At 56.1% G+C, this 19,921-nt stretch carries 19 protein-coding genes; 12 read left to right on the forward strand and 7 right to left on the reverse strand.

The window, feature by feature from the left end; genetic code table 11:
- Positions 1-41: 41 nt before the first annotated feature.
- The gene (locus EPN93_19840) at positions 42-734 is read right to left on the reverse strand and encodes a formate dehydrogenase (GenBank protein ID TAL30371.1); all 693 of its coding nucleotides are present in this window, start codon (positions 732-734) and stop codon (positions 42-44) included.
- A complete protein-coding gene (gene fdnG, locus EPN93_19845) occupies positions 727-3,804 on the reverse strand; it encodes a formate dehydrogenase-N subunit alpha (protein ID TAL30372.1) in 3,078 nt (1,025 codons plus the stop codon). Before fdnG ends, EPN93_19840 begins: the two co-directional genes overlap by 8 nt.
- Positions 3,805-4,306: 502 nt before the next feature.
- On the opposite strand from fdnG, the gene EPN93_19850 reads away from it, so the two are divergent.
- The 3 genes from EPN93_19850 (at position 4,307) to fdhD (ending at position 6,410) form a co-directional block, all read left to right on the forward strand.
- A complete protein-coding gene (locus EPN93_19850) occupies positions 4,307-4,678 on the forward strand; it encodes a LysR family transcriptional regulator (protein TAL30373.1) in 372 nt (123 codons plus the stop codon).
- 312 nt (positions 4,679-4,990) lie between these two features.
- Positions 4,991-5,590, forward strand: a complete 600-nt coding sequence (locus EPN93_19855; protein ID TAL30374.1) for a tRNA CCA-pyrophosphorylase — start codon at positions 4,991-4,993, stop codon at positions 5,588-5,590.
- A 25-nt stretch (positions 5,591-5,615) separates the two neighbouring features.
- The gene (gene fdhD / locus EPN93_19860; protein TAL30375.1) at positions 5,616-6,410 is read left to right on the forward strand and encodes a formate dehydrogenase accessory sulfurtransferase FdhD; all 795 of its coding nucleotides are present in this window, start codon (positions 5,616-5,618) and stop codon (positions 6,408-6,410) included.
- A gap of 82 nt (positions 6,411-6,492) precedes the next feature.
- On the opposite strand, the gene EPN93_19865 is transcribed toward fdhD, so the two are convergent.
- Positions 6,493-6,888 carry a HEPN domain-containing protein gene (locus EPN93_19865; protein ID TAL30376.1) on the reverse strand — a complete coding sequence of 132 codons (396 nt, stop codon included), beginning with the start codon at positions 6,886-6,888 and terminating at the stop codon, positions 6,493-6,495.
- 167 nt (positions 6,889-7,055) lie between these two features.
- Here EPN93_19865 and EPN93_19870 point away from each other — a divergent pair, with 167 nt between their 5' ends.
- Together EPN93_19870 and EPN93_19875 are read left to right on the forward strand one after the other, a co-directional pair.
- On the forward strand, positions 7,056-8,279 hold the full coding sequence (locus EPN93_19870; protein ID TAL30377.1) for a cofactor-independent phosphoglycerate mutase: 1,224 nt from the start codon (positions 7,056-7,058) through the stop codon (positions 8,277-8,279).
- Positions 8,266-9,777, forward strand: coding sequence for an SH3 domain-containing protein (locus EPN93_19875; protein TAL30378.1), 1,512 nt, complete (start codon positions 8,266-8,268; stop codon positions 9,775-9,777). Before EPN93_19870 ends, EPN93_19875 begins: the two co-directional genes overlap by 14 nt.
- A 3-nt stretch (positions 9,778-9,780) precedes the next feature.
- On the opposite strand, the gene EPN93_19880 is transcribed toward EPN93_19875, so the two are convergent.
- On the reverse strand, positions 9,781-10,539 hold the full coding sequence (locus tag EPN93_19880; GenBank protein ID TAL30379.1) for a hypothetical protein: 759 nt from the start codon (positions 10,537-10,539) through the stop codon (positions 9,781-9,783).
- Entirely contained in the window at positions 10,497-10,709 is a 213-nt protein-coding gene (locus tag EPN93_19885; protein TAL30380.1) for a hypothetical protein, read from the reverse strand. Before EPN93_19885 ends, EPN93_19880 begins: the two co-directional genes overlap by 43 nt.
- A gap of 200 nt (positions 10,710-10,909) precedes the next feature.
- Between EPN93_19885 and EPN93_19890 the strand changes: the two genes are divergently transcribed.
- The 7 genes from EPN93_19890 (at position 10,910) to EPN93_19920 (ending at position 17,712) form a co-directional block, all read left to right on the forward strand.
- Positions 10,910-11,260, forward strand: coding sequence for a hypothetical protein (locus EPN93_19890; GenBank protein ID TAL30381.1), 351 nt, complete (start codon positions 10,910-10,912; stop codon positions 11,258-11,260).
- 21 nt (positions 11,261-11,281) lie between these two features.
- Positions 11,282-12,955 carry a hypothetical protein gene (locus EPN93_19895; GenBank protein ID TAL30382.1) on the forward strand — a complete coding sequence of 558 codons (1,674 nt, stop codon included), beginning with the start codon at positions 11,282-11,284 and terminating at the stop codon, positions 12,953-12,955.
- Positions 12,956-13,028: 73 nt separating this feature from the next.
- Positions 13,029-13,790: an ABC transporter permease gene (locus EPN93_19900; GenBank protein TAL30422.1), complete on the forward strand. Its 762-nt coding sequence runs from the start codon at positions 13,029-13,031 to the stop codon at positions 13,788-13,790.
- A gap of 38 nt (positions 13,791-13,828) precedes the next feature.
- Entirely contained in the window at positions 13,829-14,533 is a 705-nt protein-coding gene (locus EPN93_19905; protein TAL30423.1) for an ATP-binding cassette domain-containing protein, read from the forward strand.
- Between the two features lie 88 nt (positions 14,534-14,621).
- Positions 14,622-16,007, forward strand: a complete 1,386-nt coding sequence (locus EPN93_19910; GenBank protein ID TAL30383.1) for an EAL domain-containing protein — start codon at positions 14,622-14,624, stop codon at positions 16,005-16,007.
- A 250-nt stretch (positions 16,008-16,257) separates the two neighbouring features.
- The gene (locus tag EPN93_19915; GenBank protein TAL30384.1) at positions 16,258-17,142 is read left to right on the forward strand and encodes a bifunctional 5,10-methylene-tetrahydrofolate dehydrogenase/5,10-methylene-tetrahydrofolate cyclohydrolase; all 885 of its coding nucleotides are present in this window, start codon (positions 16,258-16,260) and stop codon (positions 17,140-17,142) included.
- Positions 17,143-17,301: 159 nt separating this feature from the next.
- The gene (locus tag EPN93_19920) at positions 17,302-17,712 is read left to right on the forward strand and encodes an ATP-binding protein (protein TAL30385.1); all 411 of its coding nucleotides are present in this window, start codon (positions 17,302-17,304) and stop codon (positions 17,710-17,712) included.
- Positions 17,713-17,812: 100 nt separating this feature from the next.
- Here EPN93_19920 and EPN93_19925 read toward each other — a convergent pair whose 3' ends face one another.
- Together EPN93_19925 and EPN93_19930 are read right to left on the reverse strand one after the other, a co-directional pair.
- Entirely contained in the window at positions 17,813-19,072 is a 1,260-nt protein-coding gene (locus EPN93_19925) for a hypothetical protein (protein ID TAL30386.1), read from the reverse strand.
- A gap of 22 nt (positions 19,073-19,094) precedes the next feature.
- Entirely contained in the window at positions 19,095-19,913 is an 819-nt protein-coding gene (locus tag EPN93_19930) for a 4Fe-4S dicluster domain-containing protein (protein TAL30387.1), read from the reverse strand.
- Positions 19,914-19,921 lie beyond the last annotated feature (8 nt).

Below are 19,921 nucleotides of genomic sequence, written 5' to 3' on the forward strand. Positions count from 1 at the left end.
CGAGGGACGATGCCCCCGCGCAGCGGTGAACATGATTGCCGTTATGCGGTGGGGGTGCCTTTTTGCCTGACGTCCGTCGCCGATGCCGTTTTATGATAGAGGGTGCGCTTGTGGGTAATCAGGTAAACTACCCTCACGCTGTCTTCATCAAGTAATGAGGCATCGGGAAACTCGCTGCGTACAACGCTGAGCCTGGCGTTTGCCATTACAAGCATTTTTTGCCGGTCGCCGAAATTCATGGCGCCCGTCGGGCATGTTTTAACGCACATGGGCAGAAGCCCGGTCTCAACCCTTTCGAAGCACATGTCGCATTTGTTAATTACCCCGGTCGTTTCATTTCTCCGCGGAACCTCGTAGGGACAATACTCGCGCATCATGGTAAATCCGTCTTTGGAAATTTTTTTCGTACGCGAGGTAAAAATGACGGCTCCCGAGTCCGGGTGAATCACCACGGCCTCCTTGACGTGGGCGTCCGCCGCGGCCTTGCACGGGGGTTCCGTGCAATGGCGGCACTGGTCGGGGAAAAAGTTCCATATGACGCGGTTTTTTATTTTATGCTCGCTGAAACGGACGATTTTATAATTGAAATGGTTCAGATCCGGCGGATTCTGGTGGCTTCCCCAGCCGAGCTGTTTTGTATAATTGGCGGGAAAATCCTGCCATTCCTTGCACGCAACCTGGCATCCCCTGCACGCGGTGCATCGCGACGTATCTATGAAAAATGTCTTAGACATGTTTTCCTCCTGCAACGTTTGCGTCTTCGTAAGTTAATTCAGTCAGCTCTTTTGGATCCGCTTTTCGAATGTTTACGCAGCATGCTTTAGTTTCAGGTGTTGAAGTATTTGCGTCACCCGCCGAAACGGTCAGCCTGTTTGTAGAGTCGCCAATACCTTTTTTCGTCCATCCGAATGCGAATGGCATCCCTATTAAATGGACTGTCCTCCCTTGAATATTGAATGGCGTTATTCGTACCGTTACCATAGCTACTGCTTCAACCCTGCCGCGCAGGTTTGCAACAATAACCGGGTCTCCGTTTTTAATCCCCTTTTCCGCCGCAAGTTCATGGCTCATCTCGACATATAACTGCGGTTCAGCTTCAAGAAGGGAGGGAACATTTCTTGTCTCGCTCCCTCCGCACCAGTGTTCAGTCATGCTGTATGTCGTAAGAACTATCGGAAAATTAGGATCGCCTGCGGCGGATAGTATATCCATATCGCTCACAACAATTTTTGCGCATGGATTCCTGAGCTGTCCCGAGAAACCGTGATTTGTCACCGGGGTCTCAACCGGCTCGTAGTGCTCCGGGAACGGACCATCATTCAGGCCGGGGCCGTAAAGCTGTCCAAAACCGTCCTTGGTCATAATAAAAGGATTTTTACCGCCCGATTTTGATAAGGGAGGCTGGGCACCGTCGGCAACATCTCCTTCCCATTTTGTGCCGTCCCACCTGATAACTGTACGGCCCGGATCCCATGGTTGTCCGTCTTTGTCAACACCGGCCCTATTGTATATGATCCTTCTGTTCATCGGCCATGACCATGAGAAATTCGGATAGAGCCCAATCTGTTTTTGCAGGGGAGTCTGCTCCAAACTGCGGGCTTTCATTTTGTTTCCAAACTCGTCGGTATAAACTCCGGCCATCATCCAGCATAGGGATGCCGTTGACCCGTCTTCTGCGAAATCGGCAAGCCCTGTGAGCTGTTGGCCTTTTTTGGGACCGTCTGTAAAATAACCGTTTATACGTTTTGCCACCTTGTCGGCATCGTATTTTTTATACCAGTTCAGGTTTACAATCGGTTCTTTACATACACCGCCCTCATCTTCATAGAGATCTTTCACTTCATTCATGATCTCTACCATTATCTGTCCCATGGATTTGGATTTTCCTTTCGGCTTGACAGCCTGGTGATGCCACAGCATCCATCGTCCGCTATTGCTGATGCTTCCTTCCTTCTCAACACGGTGGCATGACGGGAAGAGAAACATTTCTGTTTTGACTTTTTTAGGATCCACCCCCGGCCCATGCCAGAATTCGGTTGTTTCATTCAGATGTATTTCCGCCATGAAGAGAAAGTCGAGATTCGCCAGGGCTTTCCTGACCTTGTTGCTGTTGGTGAATCCCTGGGCGGGATTTGTAGCCCATATTGACCCACCTATCAGCTCTCCTTTATACATTCTATCAAATGTATAAAGAAATGAGTGGTCACCTATTTCTTCACTTTTTGACACGTCTGCCTTGGGAATCCAGCTATAACCGAAATCGTTTTCTTCTCTTGCTTTTGCCCCGAAATATGCTTTAAGAAGGCTTGTTATATACTTAGGTTTGTTTCCCGCCCAGTTTAGACTTGCGGGTTCTTTTGAGACAGGCGTTGTCATTTTCTTGTAATCCGCCAGGGTAGGCATATTCGCCCTGGGAATTGCCAGGTAGCCGGGAAGTATATCGTAGAGAATCGCATGGTCGGAGGTTCCCTGAACATTAGGCTCTCCCCTTAATGCATTAATACCGCCGCCTGCGATACCGACATTGCCGAGAAGCAACTGGACAATACCGCTTGTACGGATATTCTGAACCCCCACTGTGTGCTGTGTCCAGCCCAGGGCGTAGAGAATTGTACCGGCTTTATCGCGTGTTCCCGTTGCGGCAAAAGCCTCATACGTTTTGAGAAGATTTTCCTGCGACACCCCTGTTATCGACGAAACCTTATTTAAATCATATCTTGAGTAGTGATTCTGTAACAGCTGCATTACACATCTGGGGTGTTTTAGCGTGGGATCTTTTTTTATCTTGCCGTCGGCATCCGCCTCAAACTGCCAGTTTAATTTATCATACTTCTTTGTTTGAGGATTATAGCCTGAAAAAAGTCCATTATTGAAAGAATACTTTTCACTGACAATAAACGAAGCGTTTGTATACAGATCGACATATTCTTTGAAATACTTATTTTTTGTCAGTATGTAGTTGATCATGCCGCCCATGAAAGCAATATCCGTTCCTGAGCGGAGCGGTACATGGAAGTCTGATCGTGCGGAGGTCCGTGAGAATTTAGGGTCAATGTGGATGATCTTTGCCCCTCTCTCCTCTTTGGCTTTCAGAACCCATTTAAAGCAGATGGGATGGTGTTCCGCGGCATTGCTGCCGATTATGATACAACAGTCGGTATTCTTGATATCGATCCAATGATTAGTCATTGCTCCACGGCCAAACGATTCCGCCAAACTGGCGACAGAGGGACCGTGTCAAACTCGAGCCTGATGATCGATACTCATGATTCCCATTGCGCGCATAGCCTGCACAACAACGGATGCCTCTTCATTACTCATCTGGGAAGAACCCATGTGAAACATCCTGTCGTTGCGGTTAACAACCTGCCCCTCGGCATTTTTTTCCAAAAAATTCTTATCGCGTGTGTCTTTTATTCGCCTCGCAACAGTATCGATCATCCAGCCCCAGCTTTTTTCCTCCCACTTTTCGCTGTACGGCGCACGGTACATCGGCTTAAGTACCCTGTGATCGCTGTTGATCATTGAAAGCATCGTCGATCCCTTTGCGCACAAAGCGCCTTCGCTGACGGGGTAGCCGGGATCGCCTTCGGTACTGATGACTTCACCGCCTTTGACGTGTGCAATGAAGTGGCAGCTTACCGCGCAGAAGGGACATATGGATATGACCTCTTTGGCGCCGCTTATTTTCAGGTCCTTCGCGTACGCTTTCGAAGTCAGGTAGTTAACGCCAATGCCGCCAAGGGCTATTGCCCCGGCCCCGGCCCCGGCAATTTTCAGCAAATCCCGGCGTGATATTTGCATCCTTTTCCTCCTGGAGATCATCGTGACGTTATTAAGGAATTAACTACAAAATAAAAACAGAATAGCCGATGTCAATAGTTTTTATTTTAATATACATTTCTTTTTATGTGTTATTATTAGCATAATATTTTATAATATCTATATTTGGATAAATGTTGATAAATACCCGCTATTGGCCTGCACGCCGGCGCGGACAGGGCGGGGACGGTATTTGAACTACCTGCCGGTATGGGCTGGGTAGGCTGCGTCCGTTCGGCCGGCAGATTAGTCCTTGACTTGAGTCTCCCCGCAGGAAAAAAGTCTTGCCGGAGGGAAGCATGCGCAGCCCGGGTTCCCCGGCATGGTGCTTGTGCATACAACCCGCGCCGGGCATGATGGCATCGGTCCGGACGCATATTATTCTTTACTTGTCCAGCATCGGGTAATCTAGTAGTCGCAGAGAGGCGACCCTTGCCCGAAGCGATATCGGAACAACACTATTTGAAGAGTACCGAACAGGAATATGGCGGATAAATCCACAAAGGGAAAAGGCACACCACAGGTACGACTTCACCTCTGGATCGAGGACGAAAAGGGCGTGTTTTTCGGACCGGGAAGGTTTGAGCTGCTTCGTCTCATTGATTCGCTCGGTTCTCTGAAGCTTGCGGCGGAAAAAATGGGCATTTCGTACAGGGCCGCCTGGGGGAAAATCAAGAAGACCGAGGAGGTTGTAGGGAAGGAGCTCCTTCACAAGGAGAACAACAAGGAAGGATATAAGCTTACCGAATCCGGAATTCTATTCATGAAAGAATTTAAAAAATTTTATGACGATGTCGCCGATTACGCATCGAAAAGGGCCGTGACGATGGTTGAAAGGCTGAAACGCCCCGTGTAGCGATTGTGTTGACTGGTTCACGAACCCCACCGTTCATTATACCGGAGGCGAATGCATCGGCACCCCCGCCCGAATATGAAAAATTATCTTCACGGCGATAAGAGATTGACACGAGCATTTACTATGTCATTTCTGACATAATAGATGGTATGCTTTTTTTAACCGGAGCCGTCGCATGAGAAACCATTCGCGTCCGCCGCGGCCCTGGATGCGGTGTTCGGTCTTGCGGGGTATGCCTTCGGGGCGCTCAACCAGGGCAGCGCGTGAACCGCGGCTCGCCCCGGCATATCAGGCACGCTGAGGTGATTGTGTATGAATATCGGTACCTATTCGTACGAGGAATATGTCCACTTGGTTACATCGTTTCACGGCAGCCCGGCGCCCGGATTGCTTATAGGTGGATTTATCGTCGACCTGGCTTTGAAAAATCTCCCGGAAGGAGAGTTCTTTGACGCGATCTGTGAAACGCCCGTGTGTCTCCCGGATTCCGTCCAGCTGCTCACGCCGTGCACTATCGGCAACGGCTGGCTCAAGATACTCGATTTCGGGAGATTTGCCGTAACGCTCTACGAGAAAAAGAGCGGCGCAGGAATTCGCGTATTTCTCGATGTGGAAAAGCTGAAAAACTGGCCGGAGGTATACACCTGGTTCATGAAGCTTAAGTCGAAGCGGGAACAGGATTACGACCTTCTCGTAAGCCAGATAAAACAGGCCGGACACGACCTTCTCGGCATGCAAAAAGTCAAGGTTGAACCGGCGAAACTTCAGCGCGACAGAATGGGGCCTGTGTCTGTGTGCCCTGCATGCGGAGAGGCGTATCCCGTGAATCACGGCGCTGTCTGCAAGAACTGTGCCGGTGAGTCTCCCTACATCCGCCATGCTGCACTGAAACCCGGAGGCGCTGCTTTATGAGAAGCGTTGAGCGGATAAAGGTGGTATGAAAACGGGCTCGATCGGCATGTACGAGAGGCGTGTGCGGTCCGTGTGCGGGCCGGACATCCGGAGAATCGAAGAGGATCCGGTCGTCAATGAAATGCCCGTCACCATAATGCTCAACGGCGAGGAACTGGTGACCCTCGTCTGCTCCCCCTACGAATTCGAGCTGCTTGCAACAGGATTCCTTGTGAGCGAGGGACTTCTCCGGGAGCCGGGAGATTTGCTGGAGATAACCAGCCGTCCCGAGCAGGGCGTGGTATGGGTAACGACCCGGGGCGTCCGGAATCTTGACGGCTTTCTTAAAAGGAATTTCGCCAGTTGTTGCGGAAAGGGCAGGCCCGCCCTTCATTTTCTCAACGATTACGAGCAGCTTTGTCCGATCGAACATGAGGTGCGGTTCACCGTGAGGGAGGTGCTGCAGTTTGCGAGCCTCCTTAACGAAGCGTCGGAGGCGTTCAGACTGACGGGAGGTGTCCATGAAGCGGCCCTGGCCCGCCACGGCGGCCTTGTCGCGTGTTTCGAGGACATCGGCCGGCACAACGCGCTGGACCGCATTCTCGGGTACGCGTTCAGGAATGCGGTGGATACATCCGGGATGGCCGTTGTGCTTAGCGGCCGCATCGCGTCCGAGATGCTGACGAAGGCGGCGCGGATAGGCGTGCCGGTGATAGTTTCGCGCTCCGCGCCGACGGCGCTTGCGATCGATCTCGCCGACCAGCTGGGCATGACGCTGGTGGGCTTCGCGCGAAACGACCGCATGAGTGTCTATACGCATGTCCGGAGAATCACTGATTGATCGGCGGGAAATAAATGGGCGGGGAAAACAATTCCGAAAAACGCCCCGGGGGTGTTCGTGATTCCGAACCGGGCGCGGTGCGTCAGGACTTGATCTTCAAATGCTGCAACACCTCGTTCATAACCGTCATCGCGTTGCTGTAGAATTTCTCGGCGTCGTCCTCGCTCACCCGGTGGCCGGGGGATTTTGAGATCGAGTCGCGAAACGATTTGGTATCTTTTAAAAGCGCCATGATGTCGATGCCGGTCCATCCGCAGGGTTCGTAATAGCGTTTTTCCAGCTCAAGGATTTTATCGTGATCGTCCGAGTCGTCGTCGTGCTCGATAAGCAGCAGGCGTACCGAGTAGAACATGGAAAGGTATGAATAGATGACCGCCTCGTTATAGCGATGCTGCGCCATCATGAGCGCCGCGAGCTGCAGCTTGTCCCTGCACTGCGAAAGCCTGAACTGCCGTCTCTGTTCGATTTCCGTGATCATAGGTGGAATGGGGAAGAATCCGTTCCCTTGCAAAAAAGGTAATCCCGCGGGGCGGCCCGCGCAAGCATTTTTTGATATGTCCCATAAAAATTGGTTTACGGTCCGCGGATACAATGCTATCCATGCGCCGGGTCGAATCGGGACAATGGAGGCGGGGAGCCGGCACGATGCACAAGAAAATAGCGATACTGGTGGGAGACGGCATGGCCGATTTCCCCATCGATTCCCTGGGCGGCAGGACCCCGCTGGGGTATGCGCGCACACCCGCAATGGATTACCTCGCCTCGCGCGGCGTGCTCGGTCTCGCCCGCACGGTCCCGGCGGGGATGGCGCCCGGCAGCGACACCGCGAACCTCTCCATATTCGGCTGCGATCCCCGCACGTACTACACCGGGCGCGCGCCGCTCGAGGCGCTCAACATGGGAATACCCATGACGCCGCGCGACGTCGCGTTCCGCTGCAACCTGGTGAATATCGGCACGGACGGGATCATGCGCGACTTCAGCGCGGACCACGTGGAATCCGCGTACTCGGCGCTCGTGCTCGGGGAGGTTGGAAAGGAGATCGGGGGGGCCGATATACAATTTTTCCCGGGGGTCTCGTACCGCAACATCATGCTCTGGAGGAACTACCCGTTCAGGGACATCGCCTCCACCACACCGCCGCACGATATCCACGGGAAGCGTATCGACGCCCATCTCCCTCGCGGCGAGGGCGCCGATACGCTCAATGAAATAATGAACAAGGCCCGGAACATCATCGCGCGTTCAGCCCCGATCAGGGACGCACGCGCCACACTCAAGGGAGACCCCACCGATATCTGGCTCTGGGGGGCGGGCCGCAGTCCCTCCATGCCCACGCTGCGCGAGCGCTACGGGCTGGAGGGCCGCACCATCTCGGCGGTTGACCTTATACACGGAATCGGCCGCGCGCTCGGGCTAGAGCCAATGCGCGTTCAGGGCGCGACCGGCTACCTGGACACGAATTACCAGGGGAAGGTGGACGCGCTTTTCGAAACGCTCGGGTCCCACAATTTCGTGTTCCTGCATATCGAAGCCCCGGATGAATCGGGACACGAGGGAAACCTCGAGCACAAGCTCAAGGCGATAGAGGATTTCGACGCGCGGGTGGTCGCGCCCGTGATGGAGGGGCTCGCGCGTTTCCCGGACTACGCGCTGCTCGTAATGCCCGATCATCCCACCCCGGTGTCGTTGCGCACGCATACCGCGGACCCTGTTCCCTTTTGCATATGCGGCAGGGACGGGTTCGCCGGCGGGGCATATGGCTCGCCCGCCGCGACCGCCTTCAGCGAGGAGCGCGCGGCGGCCACGGGAATTTTCATCGAAGAAGGACACCGATTACTAGAGGTCATGCTGCATGGGCGGATTTAACGACGAGAGAAGGGGCGGCTTTTTATTGTATCTCAAGATAGCCGGCGGCGTACTAGGCGGACTTGCGCTCATAGTCTTCCTGGTTTCGCTCGTTATGCGAAAGGGCGACATCGAAAACGCCATCGACCGGTACGACGGGGGAGACTACCGCGGGGCCCTGGTGCTCCTGAACAAGCTCCAGAAAACGGCCGACTATGACGGCGGCGAGAAGATTTGCTATTACAAGGCGCGCGCCATCAACGCCCTCGCCGCGCAGCTCGAGCGCAAGTACGCCGACGAGCTGGGCGAGATCGGGACCGAGAACGAAAACGCGCACGCGCGCGAGAAGGAAACACGGTACCTGGAAAAAAAGCTGGCATCCATAAACGAGGAAATCGAAGGCGACCTCCAGCTCATGGCCGATAAAAAAGCCGGGCGCATCGTCTCGCGGGGGCGGTTTTACGACGAGTTCATCGCGCGCTACAAGGGGAGCCGCTTCATCGAGGACCTGGATTTCGAGGAGCTCCAGAAGATCGAGCGCACCGAGCACGACAAGCTGCTGGCGGCGGTCGCGAACTTCTATGCAAAATACCCGAACACCTATTACCTTTCCCACATCGTGAAGATGATATTCCGCGCCCTGAACGACGGGAACGTGAGCGTGAAGGGCCGCGAGGACCTCGTGAAGGGGCTCGTGCTCGAATTCGCGCGCCGCTACCCGACGAGCGCGGAAATCCAGAAGATATATACCTGCGCCGGAAACGACGTTAACCTGCGCAACTCCCCGGCGACGAGCGGCGGCGTGGTGGGGAAGGTGAAGAAGGATGAGCTGCTCATCCAGATAGAAAAATCCATGGACACGGCGCAGGTTGGCGACGTGCGCGATCACTGGTATCGCGTCTCGAGCCTTGCCGGACTGCGCGGCTGGATTTTTGGAAAGTTCCTGGCGCCGGTGGACGTCGCCCAGATAGAGCCCGCGGCGCGCAAGGAGACCTGGGCGATCGAGGACTACTTCAAGGACTGGGAAGATTCCAACACGCCCAAAAACTGGATGCACGTTCCGGGCGGCGAGAAGGGAGCGCTTTCATTCGCGGTCAAGGGAGATTCGAAGATCATGAAAATCGACTGCCCGGCGGACAAACTGGCGGGCCTCTACCGCCGCTTCGACTCCGGGGGCGCTTTCACCCTGCGCGCCCGGGCGAGGCTGAAAGCGGGGGAGTCCGTCGTCGTTTTCGCATACGCGCTCAGAAACGGGAAGGCGTATTATCTGCGCCTGCGCGACGGTGAGCTCGACCTCTCGGGGAGGCGTGTGCCGGTTAAATCCTCCGACTGGAACGAGTTCACGCTTGAGAGCGAGGACGGCCGGCACGCGAAGCTCCTCGTGAACGGCGACGTGGTCCTCAACAGGATTCCCCCCGCCGAAACGAAACTCTTCCCGGAGCGCGGCGTGTACTGCCTCTTCGCCGCGGGGGAAAGCGACGCCGTCGCCGAAATGGAATACATCAAGGTGCGCAACTGACGGCTACCACTCCTTGCGCTTGAGGTCCTTGTATTCCTCGCGCACCAGGGCGGTGATCTCGTCCAGGAAGAAGCCGATAATCTCGTCCCGCTGCACGCCGGAGCCTCTCTGGTAGTTGATTCGCTCGATCTCGATTTCGTGAGACTGGCCGAGCGCGTCGCTGGTCTGGCGGGTCTCGTCGGGGATCGCCGCCGTGAGCTCTTTCCATCCGAGAAAATTCAGGGTTCCGAAAGAAATCCTGTGGCGCGCGTCCCGGTTGTCGCGCACGATCATGGAGAGAACGCCGCCCGTGTTCATGCCGTACACCCACACGCTGATAGAACGGCACAGGGAGGGAATCCTGAGTTTTTGCGAGGGTGCCAGCGAGAGCATGTCGCTGAGCTCTCCCCTGGATCGGACGACCAGGTATTTCACCGATCCCCGCACGGGTGCGGCAAACTGTTCCTCGATTGAAACCTCGATCTCCGCGCGCGCATTGGTTCCGGCGACCAGGTTGGCTTTTCCCCAGGGGGAATTTTCGAAGCCCTCGACCCGAATCCTATGGTAAAGAGGGCTCGTGTCACCGGTGGTGTATCTTTTTTTTCCCGGGAGCTGGGCGCGGGCGGGAGGCGGATCGATGAAGAGCAGCGCCCCGCATAGCGCCGGGCCGACCGCCCACGCCGCGCAGGCGCGGGTGAGCGCCCCGGACCGGCGAGGTTTCGCCGGGCGCACGGGAAGCGCTACTGCTCCAGGTCGGCCAGTGCGGTGATCGCCTGCGCCCATTTCACGAATTTGAGGTTGGCGAGGTCCTTGATCGTCTTCACGCTGAAGGCGTCGGCGAGAAGCTTTGCATCGTTTTCGCTCACGCCCTGAAGCGCGTTGACGGGCGCATCGGCGAGCTGCTTGAATCCCATGCCTTCGAAACCCTTGTCGACCGCTTTGTTGATGTTCATTGGTTCGGCTCCTTAAATGCGTGTTTGATGGATCCCGGCGGCACAACCATGGATGGACCGCAGTTTAAAAATTGTTAAGCATTTCTTGATATTTTATTTGCCATGGTATAGCTTTTATAATAGGTAAAGGACGGGTTTGTCAAATAAAAAAGGATTCGGGATTGTCTTCAATGCAGAACAGGGCGGCGCAGCGATATAACATGGCTGAGTTTTTGAGGGATCGTGCCGACCGGGAAGAGGTGGCGATAGAGCTTTCACTCGAATCCGGGCCCGTGCGCGCGGGCGTCAAGGACCTGAGCGTCCGGGGTGTCGGGTTGACCGTCGAAAACCCGGGTGCGGACCTGGTCCGGGAACTCGAGGGCCTCACGGAATTATTCATCAAGATCATCGCGGGCGGCACAATGCTTGTCGCCAACGCGCGCGTCGCGTGGAAGGCGCTCCTGACCGCGGGGAGCGGTGAGAGGGTGGAGATGGGCCTCGAGATCACCATGATCGCGCCCGAGGATTCCCTGGCGCTGGCGGGGATTATCGAACGGATCAGGAAAGCCTAGGGAGCGGACGGGGAGCGCGCAATGGGATACGCAATCATACGAAAGGGGATACTCTCCCCCGCGCGCGCGTGGTGTGCGGTAATGCTCACGTGCGTGTTCGCCATTTTAGTTCCCGACCGGGCCCTGGCCGGGAACGCACGCTCCCAGGATTGGTTCTGGATGATTTACGAAACGGATAACCTGGACCACTACCGCACCACGGTGGTCCGCCCCTTCTACATGAAAAACCACTATGCCGGCGGGAAGACGTTCGACGCTTCGCTTATGCCTTTAGGGTTCTGGCGTTATGCGAAAGATGGAAGCTCTGACCTGAAATCCCTGTTCGGCCTGGTCGAATCGGTCGATTATACCCATACAGACGGAATCGAGGACTACGATCTCGGGATATTCCCCCTGCTGTTTTACGGCGACTCGGCCGTGGAACGGGACCGTTACCTCATGGTGCTTCCCGTGGGCGGAACGGTGAAGGGCAAGCTCGCACAGGACCGCATATCGGCGTACGCTTTCCCGGGCTTCATGCTGTTCTTTATCTACCCCCCCGCCACCCTCTGGTCGGCCGCCCTCCTCACGGTGGCCTCCCTTATCCCGGCGTATGCGGATTATGAAACGCGGGATTTCCACGCCAGGGCGATATTCTGGCCGCTTATACAATGGGGATCGGGTCCCGGGCGCGATGAATTCAGGATTCTCCCTCTCTATGCGCATAACTACAAGAAGGGCGTCTATGATAACTATTCATATCTATTCATTTTTAACGAGCAAAACGTCCGCGTGGGGAACGATACGCAGCGAACCCTGTTCGCCATGCCGTTTTACGGAAGGCGCTGGAACGATTCGGGCGAGGGCGAAGGCTCCACGCTTCTCTGGCCGCTCTTCTCCTGGGGGTTCAACCGCAAATCAGGGGACTTCGAGCTTAATTTCCCGTGGCCGCTGGTCATGATCCAGGATTCCACGAATCCGAGCATCTACAAGAGGATATTCTTCCCGTTCTACGGGAAATACCTTTACGGGTCCAAGGAGACCTTTTTCGTATCGCCGTTGTATTTCACGCTCAAACACACCACCGAAAGCTTCAGCTCCGAGTATTATATCAACGCCCTCGTTGTCTGGTATTTTAAGAGGGATTACCCGAAGTCGCCGGACAAGCACCACGGCTCCGCGTGGCGGTATTTCAAGGTGTGGCCGCTCTTCCACTACGAGTACGACAGCGCCGGAAATTCGTGTTTCAATATGCTTTCGCTGCTGCCCTTCCGTGATCCCGACGGGTACGAGCTCATGTACCAGCCGTTCTGGACCCTGTTCGAATACCGGAAGCTTACCTCGGGAGAGAAACGCCTTGGGCTCCTGCTAAGGACGTATTACCAGCGGTGGGGCGAGGATTTCATGCATATTAAGGTACCGATCCTTTTTACGTTCCGCACGGAGGGTGACGTCGTAACCCAGTTCTCAGTGCTCGCCTCGATGTTCGGATACGAGCGGGACCGGAAGGGCACGTCGATCAACCTGTTCTGGATTCCCGTCCGCATAAACCAGGACGGCGTGGCGCTCCGGGACGAAACGCGGGACACGGATGAAACGGACGACCTGCTGATCGCGCGCATCGACGGCCGGAATCACGCGTACACCGGCGATTTCGCCCGCCCCGCCATGCTCACCACGGACGATCGTATACATTACTCCGCGAGGCTTTTTTGAGCTCAGGGCGGATCGAGGCGAAATGAACATACTGCGCAGGGCGACATTAAGATTAATCGGGGTCTTCGGGTTCATGGGTGCCCGGGTAATCGAATTCTTCGAACAGACCGGGTTTACCGTGCTCCTGCTTTTCGACGTGACCTATCACCTGAAAGATTTGCTCGAAAAGCGCCGGGAGATCGTGAAGCAGATGTATATCGCCGGCATAAAGACTTTTTTCGTATGCTCCCTCGTGGGCGTATTCACCGGCATGACGCTCGCCCTGCAGACGGGCATCGAGCTCAAGGCGTTCGGGCAGCAGTCCATGATCGGGCGGCTCATTATCGCGACCATGACGCGCGAGATGGGGCCGTTCATGTCGGCGATTATACTCACGGCGTCCGTGGGGTCGGCCATGGCGGCGGAGCTCGGCACCATGAAGGTGTACGACGAGATCGACGCGCTTGAGATGATGTCGATAAGCCCCGTGCGCCTGCTCGTCATGCCCAGGGTCGTGTCGCTTGCCGCGATGCTCCCTATCGTATCCGTCTACATGACGGTGCTCGCCTGCATCGGCGGCGCGTTGGTCGCGAGCACCGTGCTCCAGATTTCGCCCAACGTCTATTTCAAGCACCTTTTCAAGGGGATCCACTTCAAGGCGATGTACGTGGGACTCCTCAAGGCGCACATATTCGGACTCCTCATCGCGCTCATCAGTTGCGCGTACGGGCTCAGGGCCACCTCGGGCGTGATCGGGGTAGGGAACGCGACGCGGCAGTCGGTGGTCGCCTCGTTCCTCATGGTCATCATTGTGGGCTATATCATCACCGCGATTTTCTATGGGGGCGGATCGTGATCGAGCTTAAAAAAATACATAAATCATTCGGTCCCAAGATGGTCCTGAACGGGATCGATTTCACCATAGGCAAGGGTGAGACCTTCGTCATCATAGGCCAGTCGGGTATCGGGAAGACCGTGGCGCTGCGCCACATCGCGGGCCTTCTCGAGCCGGACGCGGGCGACGTGCTCATCGACAATGTGAAAATGAACGGCGCGCCGATCGAGATCAGGAAAAAGCTCCGGGAGCGCATGGGGGTCCTCTTCCAGTCGGGGGCGCTCCTGAACTGGCTCACGGTGAAAGAGAACATCGCGCTCCCCCTCACCGAGCTCAAGCGCTTTCCCCCGGACGAGATCGAGCGAATTGTGAATGAAAAGATACATCTCCTGCAACTGGATGACGCGGTCAACAAACTGCCCGGCGATATTTCGGGCGGGATGAAGAAGCGCGTCGCCCTCGCGCGCGTTCTTGTGACGAACCCGGATATCATACTCTACGACGAGCCCACCTCGGGACTCGATCCCGTCATGTCGAGCATTATAAGCGACCTCATCCGGCAGATGCAGGCGGAGTTCGGGGTGACCTCGCTCGTGGTGACGCACGACATGAACAGCGCCTTCCACGTGGGGGACAGGATCGGCATGCTTTTTGGCGGCGACCTCGTGCAGGTGGGAACCGCGGACGAAATCAAGAACACGAAAAATCCCTTCGTCCGGCAATTCATTAACGGTTCGCTCGAAGGTCCCATCCAGGCCGAGTGAGCGGCGCGATCATGACGATCGGAAAAAAATCCTTTCCGTCCGGGCGGGGCGCGGATATACTCGCGGCACGATCGGCCCCGAGGTGGAGATGAACCCGAAAGAGATCACCCTTGCACTCATCGACTTGACGTCCGGGAAGGGGGGCAGGCTCCGCGGCGTGCTGGCGGGATCGGGCTACGGCGTACGCGAGGAAAGCGTAGAGAGCGCCGGGGAGCGTGTGAAGACAGGGGGAATAGACGCGCTCATCGTGAGATCCGACGCGAAGGATTCCCTCGCGCAGCAGGTCAAAAGCCTCGGGGAGGCGATGGCGGGCGCCGATATACCCCTCATCGTCATGATGCCCCGTTTCACCCTGGAGCTCGCCCTCTACGAGGTTTCGCGCAACCTGCATCATATCACCACCCCCTGCCGGGCGGAACACCTGCTCGACCGCATCCGCGGCATTCTCGAAGGACGAACGCAATCGCGCGCGCGGTCCGATACGCATGAGACCCCGGTCGAGGTGCAGTACAGGGGCGCGCGTTACGTCACGCCGGGGAACGCACGGGCGCTTCTTGGCGGGCTGTTAAGGAACGCGGACGATTCCATCCACAACAGCGCCGTGCTCAGGGAGATGCTCTCCACATATTCGAAAATCGACGCCGATTCAATGCTCGTGCCCGAGCTGGACTGGAAGGTGGCGCTTACCCCCGAGGAGAACGCGCTCTGCGAGGACATGCTCGCCTCGATCGGGCAGGGCCGTTTCGAGCTTTACTATCAGCCGATAATACATCTCGCCTCGGGCCGGATTTCCGGTTTCGAGGCGCTCATACGCTGGAATCACCCGGTGAAGGGATTTCTCCCGCCCGGGGATTTTATCGGACTCGCGGAACGAACCGATATCGTCATTCCCCTGGGTTACTGGATCATGGGGGAGGCGAGCCGGCAGCTTGCGGAGCTTCATGCGCTATTTCCCTCGGACCCGCCGCTTTACGTGAGCGTGAACGTATCGGCGCGACAGTTCATACGGGAAGACCTCTGCGAGAGGATCGAGAAGACGGTCGACGCGAACGGCCTGCCCCACGAGAGCCTACGCCTCGAGCTGACCGAAAGCGCTTTCATGGAGAACAAGGACTCGGCCAACCTCATGCTCCTCACGCTCAAGTCAAAGAACTTCCTCTTGTACATGGACGATTTCGGGACGGGGTATTCTTCGCTTAGCTATCTCATGCATTTCCCCGTCGACGTGCTCAAGATCGACCAGTCCTTCGTCAAGTGGATGCACGTGGACGAGGAGAGCGAGGAAATCGTACGGTCGGTCGTCGCGCTCGCGCACAACCTCAAGCGCAGGGTCGTCGCGGAGGGCGTCGATAACGAGGGCCATATCGAGCTCCTGCGTTCGCTCTCCTGCGACTATGGCCAGGGATACTTTTTCTCGAAACCGCTCGCCTTCTCCACGCTCAAGGAATTGCTGACAAAAAATCCTTCGTGGTAGTACGCCTCAATTGTGATTGACAGCTTCCCCATGCGGCGGGAATGATGTTCCCCTTTGCGGGCCGGGTTGCGCGTCCCGTGAAGGCGCGCATTTCGCGCGGCGAGCGTATGATTAAAAGACTTGTTGTATAACTCAATTTTTTACAGGGATTAAGGGGCGAAGCCCCTTAAAGGCCCCCCGCAGGGGTTCCCTGCGGGCGCGAGACGGCAGTTTCGCAACAAGTCTAAAGAAAATCGGAGATCGGAAAAAGATGGCCATACTCATTGACGGGAAAGCGGTCGCGGCGGGGATCCGCGAGGAGATCGGGCGCGAGGTCGCGATCATCAGGGAACGGCGGGGGATCGCGCCCGCGCTGGCGGTAGTGCTGGTGGGCGATAACCCGTCCTCCGCGACCTACGTACGCATGAAGGGGAAGGGATGCGAAGAGGCGGGCATCGGGTCGATTCAGCATTCCCTGCCGGCGGGCACGAGCCAGGAGGATCTCCTCGCGCTCGTTGACCGGCTGAACGAGGACCGCGGGGTGAACGGTATACTGGTCCAGCTCCCGCTTCCCCCGCAGATAGGCGAGAGCGCCGTGTTGAACAGGATAAACCCGATAAAGGACGTAGACGGGTTTCACCCGGTCAACGTGGGCAAGATGGTCGCCGGGGACGAAGACTGTTTTTTCCCCTGCACGCCCCACGGGTGTCAGATTCTCATCAACACCGTGGTCAAGGACCTCAAGGGCAAACACCTGGTGGTCGTGGGACGCAGCAATATCGTCGGTAAACCCATCGCGAACCTCATGGTTCAAAAGAACAGGTCGGCGAATTGTATAGTCACCATATGCCACACGGCCGCGCCGGATATAGGCTATTACACCCGCCAGGCGGACATTCTTGTCGTGGCCGCGGGAAAGGCCGGGATGATAACCGGCGACATGGTCAAGGACGGGGTGGTGGTCATTGACGTGGGCGCCAACAGGGTGCCGGACCCGAAGGACCCCGCAAGGACCATACAGATCGGCGATGTTAAGTTCGACGAAGTCGCGGCGCGCGCCTATGCGATCACTCCCGTTCCCGGGGGCGTAGGCCCCATGACTATCGCCATGCTCCTGAAAAACACGGTGAAGGCATTTCACCTCCAGAACGGATGAGGCAAAGAATAAAATCCATTCACTATAAAACACCGGGCAATGGTGAAAAAAGCCCGGTCGTGCTTCTTGTAAATCGAAATCAAAAAAATTCAGTTTATAAAAAAAATTTCTCGCTACGGAGTGAGAATGTAGTATATAGTGTAGTAGATATTGTTTGCAATGGAATCGATAAACGCCTTTTTCAGAAGCATTTACAATACCCACGAGGAAGCCAATTCCCTGGTCCGCGAGGCGTTGGAGTATTTTCGTCTCAAGCAGGAGCAGGGCTTTATTGAAGGCGTGGAAGAATGCATTTTCCGGCTCGTCCTGGATGAAGCCGTTACGAACGCCGTGGAACACGGCAACATGCGCGATCCCTCGAAAAGGATATGCGTGGTAATCACACCCCTGAAAAATAACGCCAGGATCACCGTGATAGACGAGGGAGATGGTTTCGGATATACAGGACTCAGGAATCCCACGCATCCCGAGAACAAGCTCAGGTACGGGGGGAGGGGAATATACATCATGAAGAATTTCGGCAAGATTTCCTGGAACAAGCAGGGGAACTGCGTTTCAGTGATGATTTGAAGAAAAGGCGATACCGGGAAGGAATCTCCTCATCGGATGCACTGCATAAAAAACGCCGCGGAACGGTCCGCGGCGTTTCTATTATCGAAGTGCTAGAGTTCTACGAGTGGGTATGGCCTTCATCGTGACCGTGCTTTTCACTGTGCGGGAAAAGCGGAAAGTATTTGGCGAACCACATGTAGATGAGTGCCATGGTCGAAAGCCCTCCCAGGAACACGAACCATTCCTGGATGGTCGGATTGTACCCCACGAACGGTTTCCAGGGGAAATTCGGCACGGACGAGCCATGGAGCACGGTAATGCTCTTGTTCATCACGATCGCCATGACGCCGGAAATCGCCCCGTAGATCATGTATTTTTCGACCTTGCGGAGACCGGGAATGACCAGGAATATAATCGCGCCGACGATGAATATGAATTCAAGCACGAGCATCCACAGCCCGTAATATCCGCCCCAGAGGGAAACGAAGGTACGGTCGAACTGGGGGGCGTAGGTGACGACCTGCGAGTAAACATCGTAGACGTTGAAGATGAAATAGGCGATCATCATGATCCCGGAAATCTTCGCGATGGACTGGAACGTCTCCATGGGGGCCGTTTCCTTTTTCATCACCTTGCCTGCCAGCCACGCGCACAGCAGCATGAAGGACGTCCCGCCCGCGGTCGCCATGACGATCGCAAGGAAGAAGAAATGCGGCCTGAACCACTGGGCCTTGCCGTACAACACGCCCCACATGCCGCCGCCCAGGGAACCCTGGTGGAAGAAAGAAAGGAACGTTCCCGCCGCGGCCATGATCCACATGAGCTTGTGCATGTAATGGCCTATCGCGTGGATGACGGGGTATTGGTCCAGGAGCTTGTGCGAGAGCGGAATGGGGACGAGCTCGACGAACAGAATGCAGAAATAGAGCGTCAGGCACCATACCACCTCGGTGAGCATCGACTGGGGCATGAGACTCATTCCCCAGTTGGGATAGGCGTACCCGAACCATGCGCGCAGCGGCTGACCGATGTCGAACACCAGGAACACCAGGGTGAACAGGTAGCAGAGAAACCCGAGGAGCACCGTGGAGTTGATGATGGGTTCGAGCTTGTCGTTCCTGAAAATGTACAGCAGGAAGCCCGTGGTAAACGCGCCGCCGCCCAGCGCGACAAGTCCAAGGTCGCCGATAATCCACTGGCCGAACGCAAACATGTTGTTCATATCGGTGTAGCCCAGCCCCCAGAACAGGATCTGGATGCCGAACACGATGAACCCGGCCGCGAGGAAGCCGAGCACCAGCAGCGTGATCCGGATGTTTTTCGAGTAGCTGTTCCACTCGGTGACGCAGAAATCGAATGCCATTTTAATATATTTCATCGTTCATGTCTCCCACGTGGTATTAAAACGCCGCCATCTTGCGGAGCCACTCCTGGCTGGAGAGGTAGTACACCTTGGGATTCGGGTAGTTTTTCTTGAGGTGTGCCTTCTTCGCCTCGTCCCAATTGTCGACCGTGTGCACCAGCCTGAACGCCCTCTTGTCTTTCGAGAGTTTGGAAACCTCCGATGCGGGATCGTTCAGGTCGCCGAACACCATAGCGCCCGTGGGACAGCCCGCGACGCAGGACGGGGTGTACAGGACCGCGTTGATGTCCTTGACGCCCTTGGCGAGCATTTTGTCCCGCTCCCTCTTCCAGATGTGGCTGCAGAAGGTGCACTTGACAATCGTTCCGCGCGACGCTACTGAAACCTCGGGGTTGAGGGATTCCTTGAAACTGCCCTCGTGCTCCGGTTTCCACCAGTTGAACTGACGCGCCTCGTAGGGACACGAGGCTTGGCAATACCGGCAGCCGATACAGCGCGACCACACCTGGCTCACCACGCCGTCGTCGCCGACATCGGTCGCCACCACGGGGCATACCGATACGCAGGGAGGCTTGGGATGGTCGGGATCGTTCCCGCCGCACTGCTGGCACATCTTGGGGATGAACGCCGTTTTTACATTGGGGTACTGCGCGTCCTTGTCCCTGTCGTTGGTGACTTTCATCACATCGAGGAATACTACCCGCTTGAGAATCTCGGAATCGTCCTCGAAAAGAGGCATGTTGTTTTCCTGGCTGCATGCGACCTGGCACTGCCCGCACCCGGTGCACTTGTCCAGATCGATGGCCATGCCCCATCTTCTTTTCATGTTGGTCTCTTTTTTCTTTTCCTGGGCCATTGTGTCAC

The sequence above is a fragment of the Spirochaetota bacterium genome, assembly GCA_004297825.1.
GTDB lineage: Bacteria > Spirochaetota > UBA4802 > UBA4802 > UBA5368 > FW300-bin19.

Excerpts from the sequence above, each read along its gene's own strand:
- EPN93_19840 (TAL30371.1), bottom strand. The coding sequence starts at position 734 with ATGTCTAAGACATTTTTCATAGATACGTCGCGATGCACCGCGTGCAGG.
- EPN93_19850 (TAL30373.1), top strand. The coding sequence starts at position 4,307 with ATGGCGGATAAATCCACAAAGGGAAAAGGCACACCACAGGTACGACTT.
- EPN93_19855 (TAL30374.1), top strand. The coding sequence starts at position 4,991 with ATGAATATCGGTACCTATTCGTACGAGGAATATGTCCACTTGGTTACA.
- fdhD (TAL30375.1), top strand. The coding sequence starts at position 5,616 with ATGAAAACGGGCTCGATCGGCATGTACGAGAGGCGTGTGCGGTCCGTG.
- EPN93_19865 (TAL30376.1), bottom strand. The coding sequence starts at position 6,888 with ATGATCACGGAAATCGAACAGAGACGGCAGTTCAGGCTTTCGCAGTGC.
- EPN93_19870 (TAL30377.1), top strand. The coding sequence starts at position 7,056 with ATGCACAAGAAAATAGCGATACTGGTGGGAGACGGCATGGCCGATTTC.
- EPN93_19875 (TAL30378.1), top strand. The coding sequence starts at position 8,266 with ATGGGCGGATTTAACGACGAGAGAAGGGGCGGCTTTTTATTGTATCTC.
- EPN93_19880 (TAL30379.1), bottom strand. The coding sequence starts at position 10,539 with ATGGGCGCAGGCGATCACCGCACTGGCCGACCTGGAGCAGTAGCGCTT.
- EPN93_19885 (TAL30380.1), bottom strand. The coding sequence starts at position 10,709 with ATGAACATCAACAAAGCGGTCGACAAGGGTTTCGAAGGCATGGGATTC.
- EPN93_19890 (TAL30381.1), top strand. The coding sequence starts at position 10,910 with ATGGCTGAGTTTTTGAGGGATCGTGCCGACCGGGAAGAGGTGGCGATA.
- EPN93_19895 (TAL30382.1), top strand. The coding sequence starts at position 11,282 with ATGGGATACGCAATCATACGAAAGGGGATACTCTCCCCCGCGCGCGCG.
- EPN93_19900 (TAL30422.1), top strand. The coding sequence starts at position 13,029 with ATGGGTGCCCGGGTAATCGAATTCTTCGAACAGACCGGGTTTACCGTG.
- EPN93_19905 (TAL30423.1), top strand. The coding sequence starts at position 13,829 with ATGGTCCTGAACGGGATCGATTTCACCATAGGCAAGGGTGAGACCTTC.
- EPN93_19910 (TAL30383.1), top strand. The coding sequence starts at position 14,622 with ATGAACCCGAAAGAGATCACCCTTGCACTCATCGACTTGACGTCCGGG.
- EPN93_19915 (TAL30384.1), top strand. The coding sequence starts at position 16,258 with ATGGCCATACTCATTGACGGGAAAGCGGTCGCGGCGGGGATCCGCGAG.
- EPN93_19920 (TAL30385.1), top strand. The coding sequence starts at position 17,302 with ATGGAATCGATAAACGCCTTTTTCAGAAGCATTTACAATACCCACGAG.
- EPN93_19925 (TAL30386.1), bottom strand. The coding sequence starts at position 19,072 with ATGAAATATATTAAAATGGCATTCGATTTCTGCGTCACCGAGTGGAAC.
- EPN93_19930 (TAL30387.1), bottom strand. The coding sequence starts at position 19,913 with ATGGCCCAGGAAAAGAAAAAAGAGACCAACATGAAAAGAAGATGGGGC.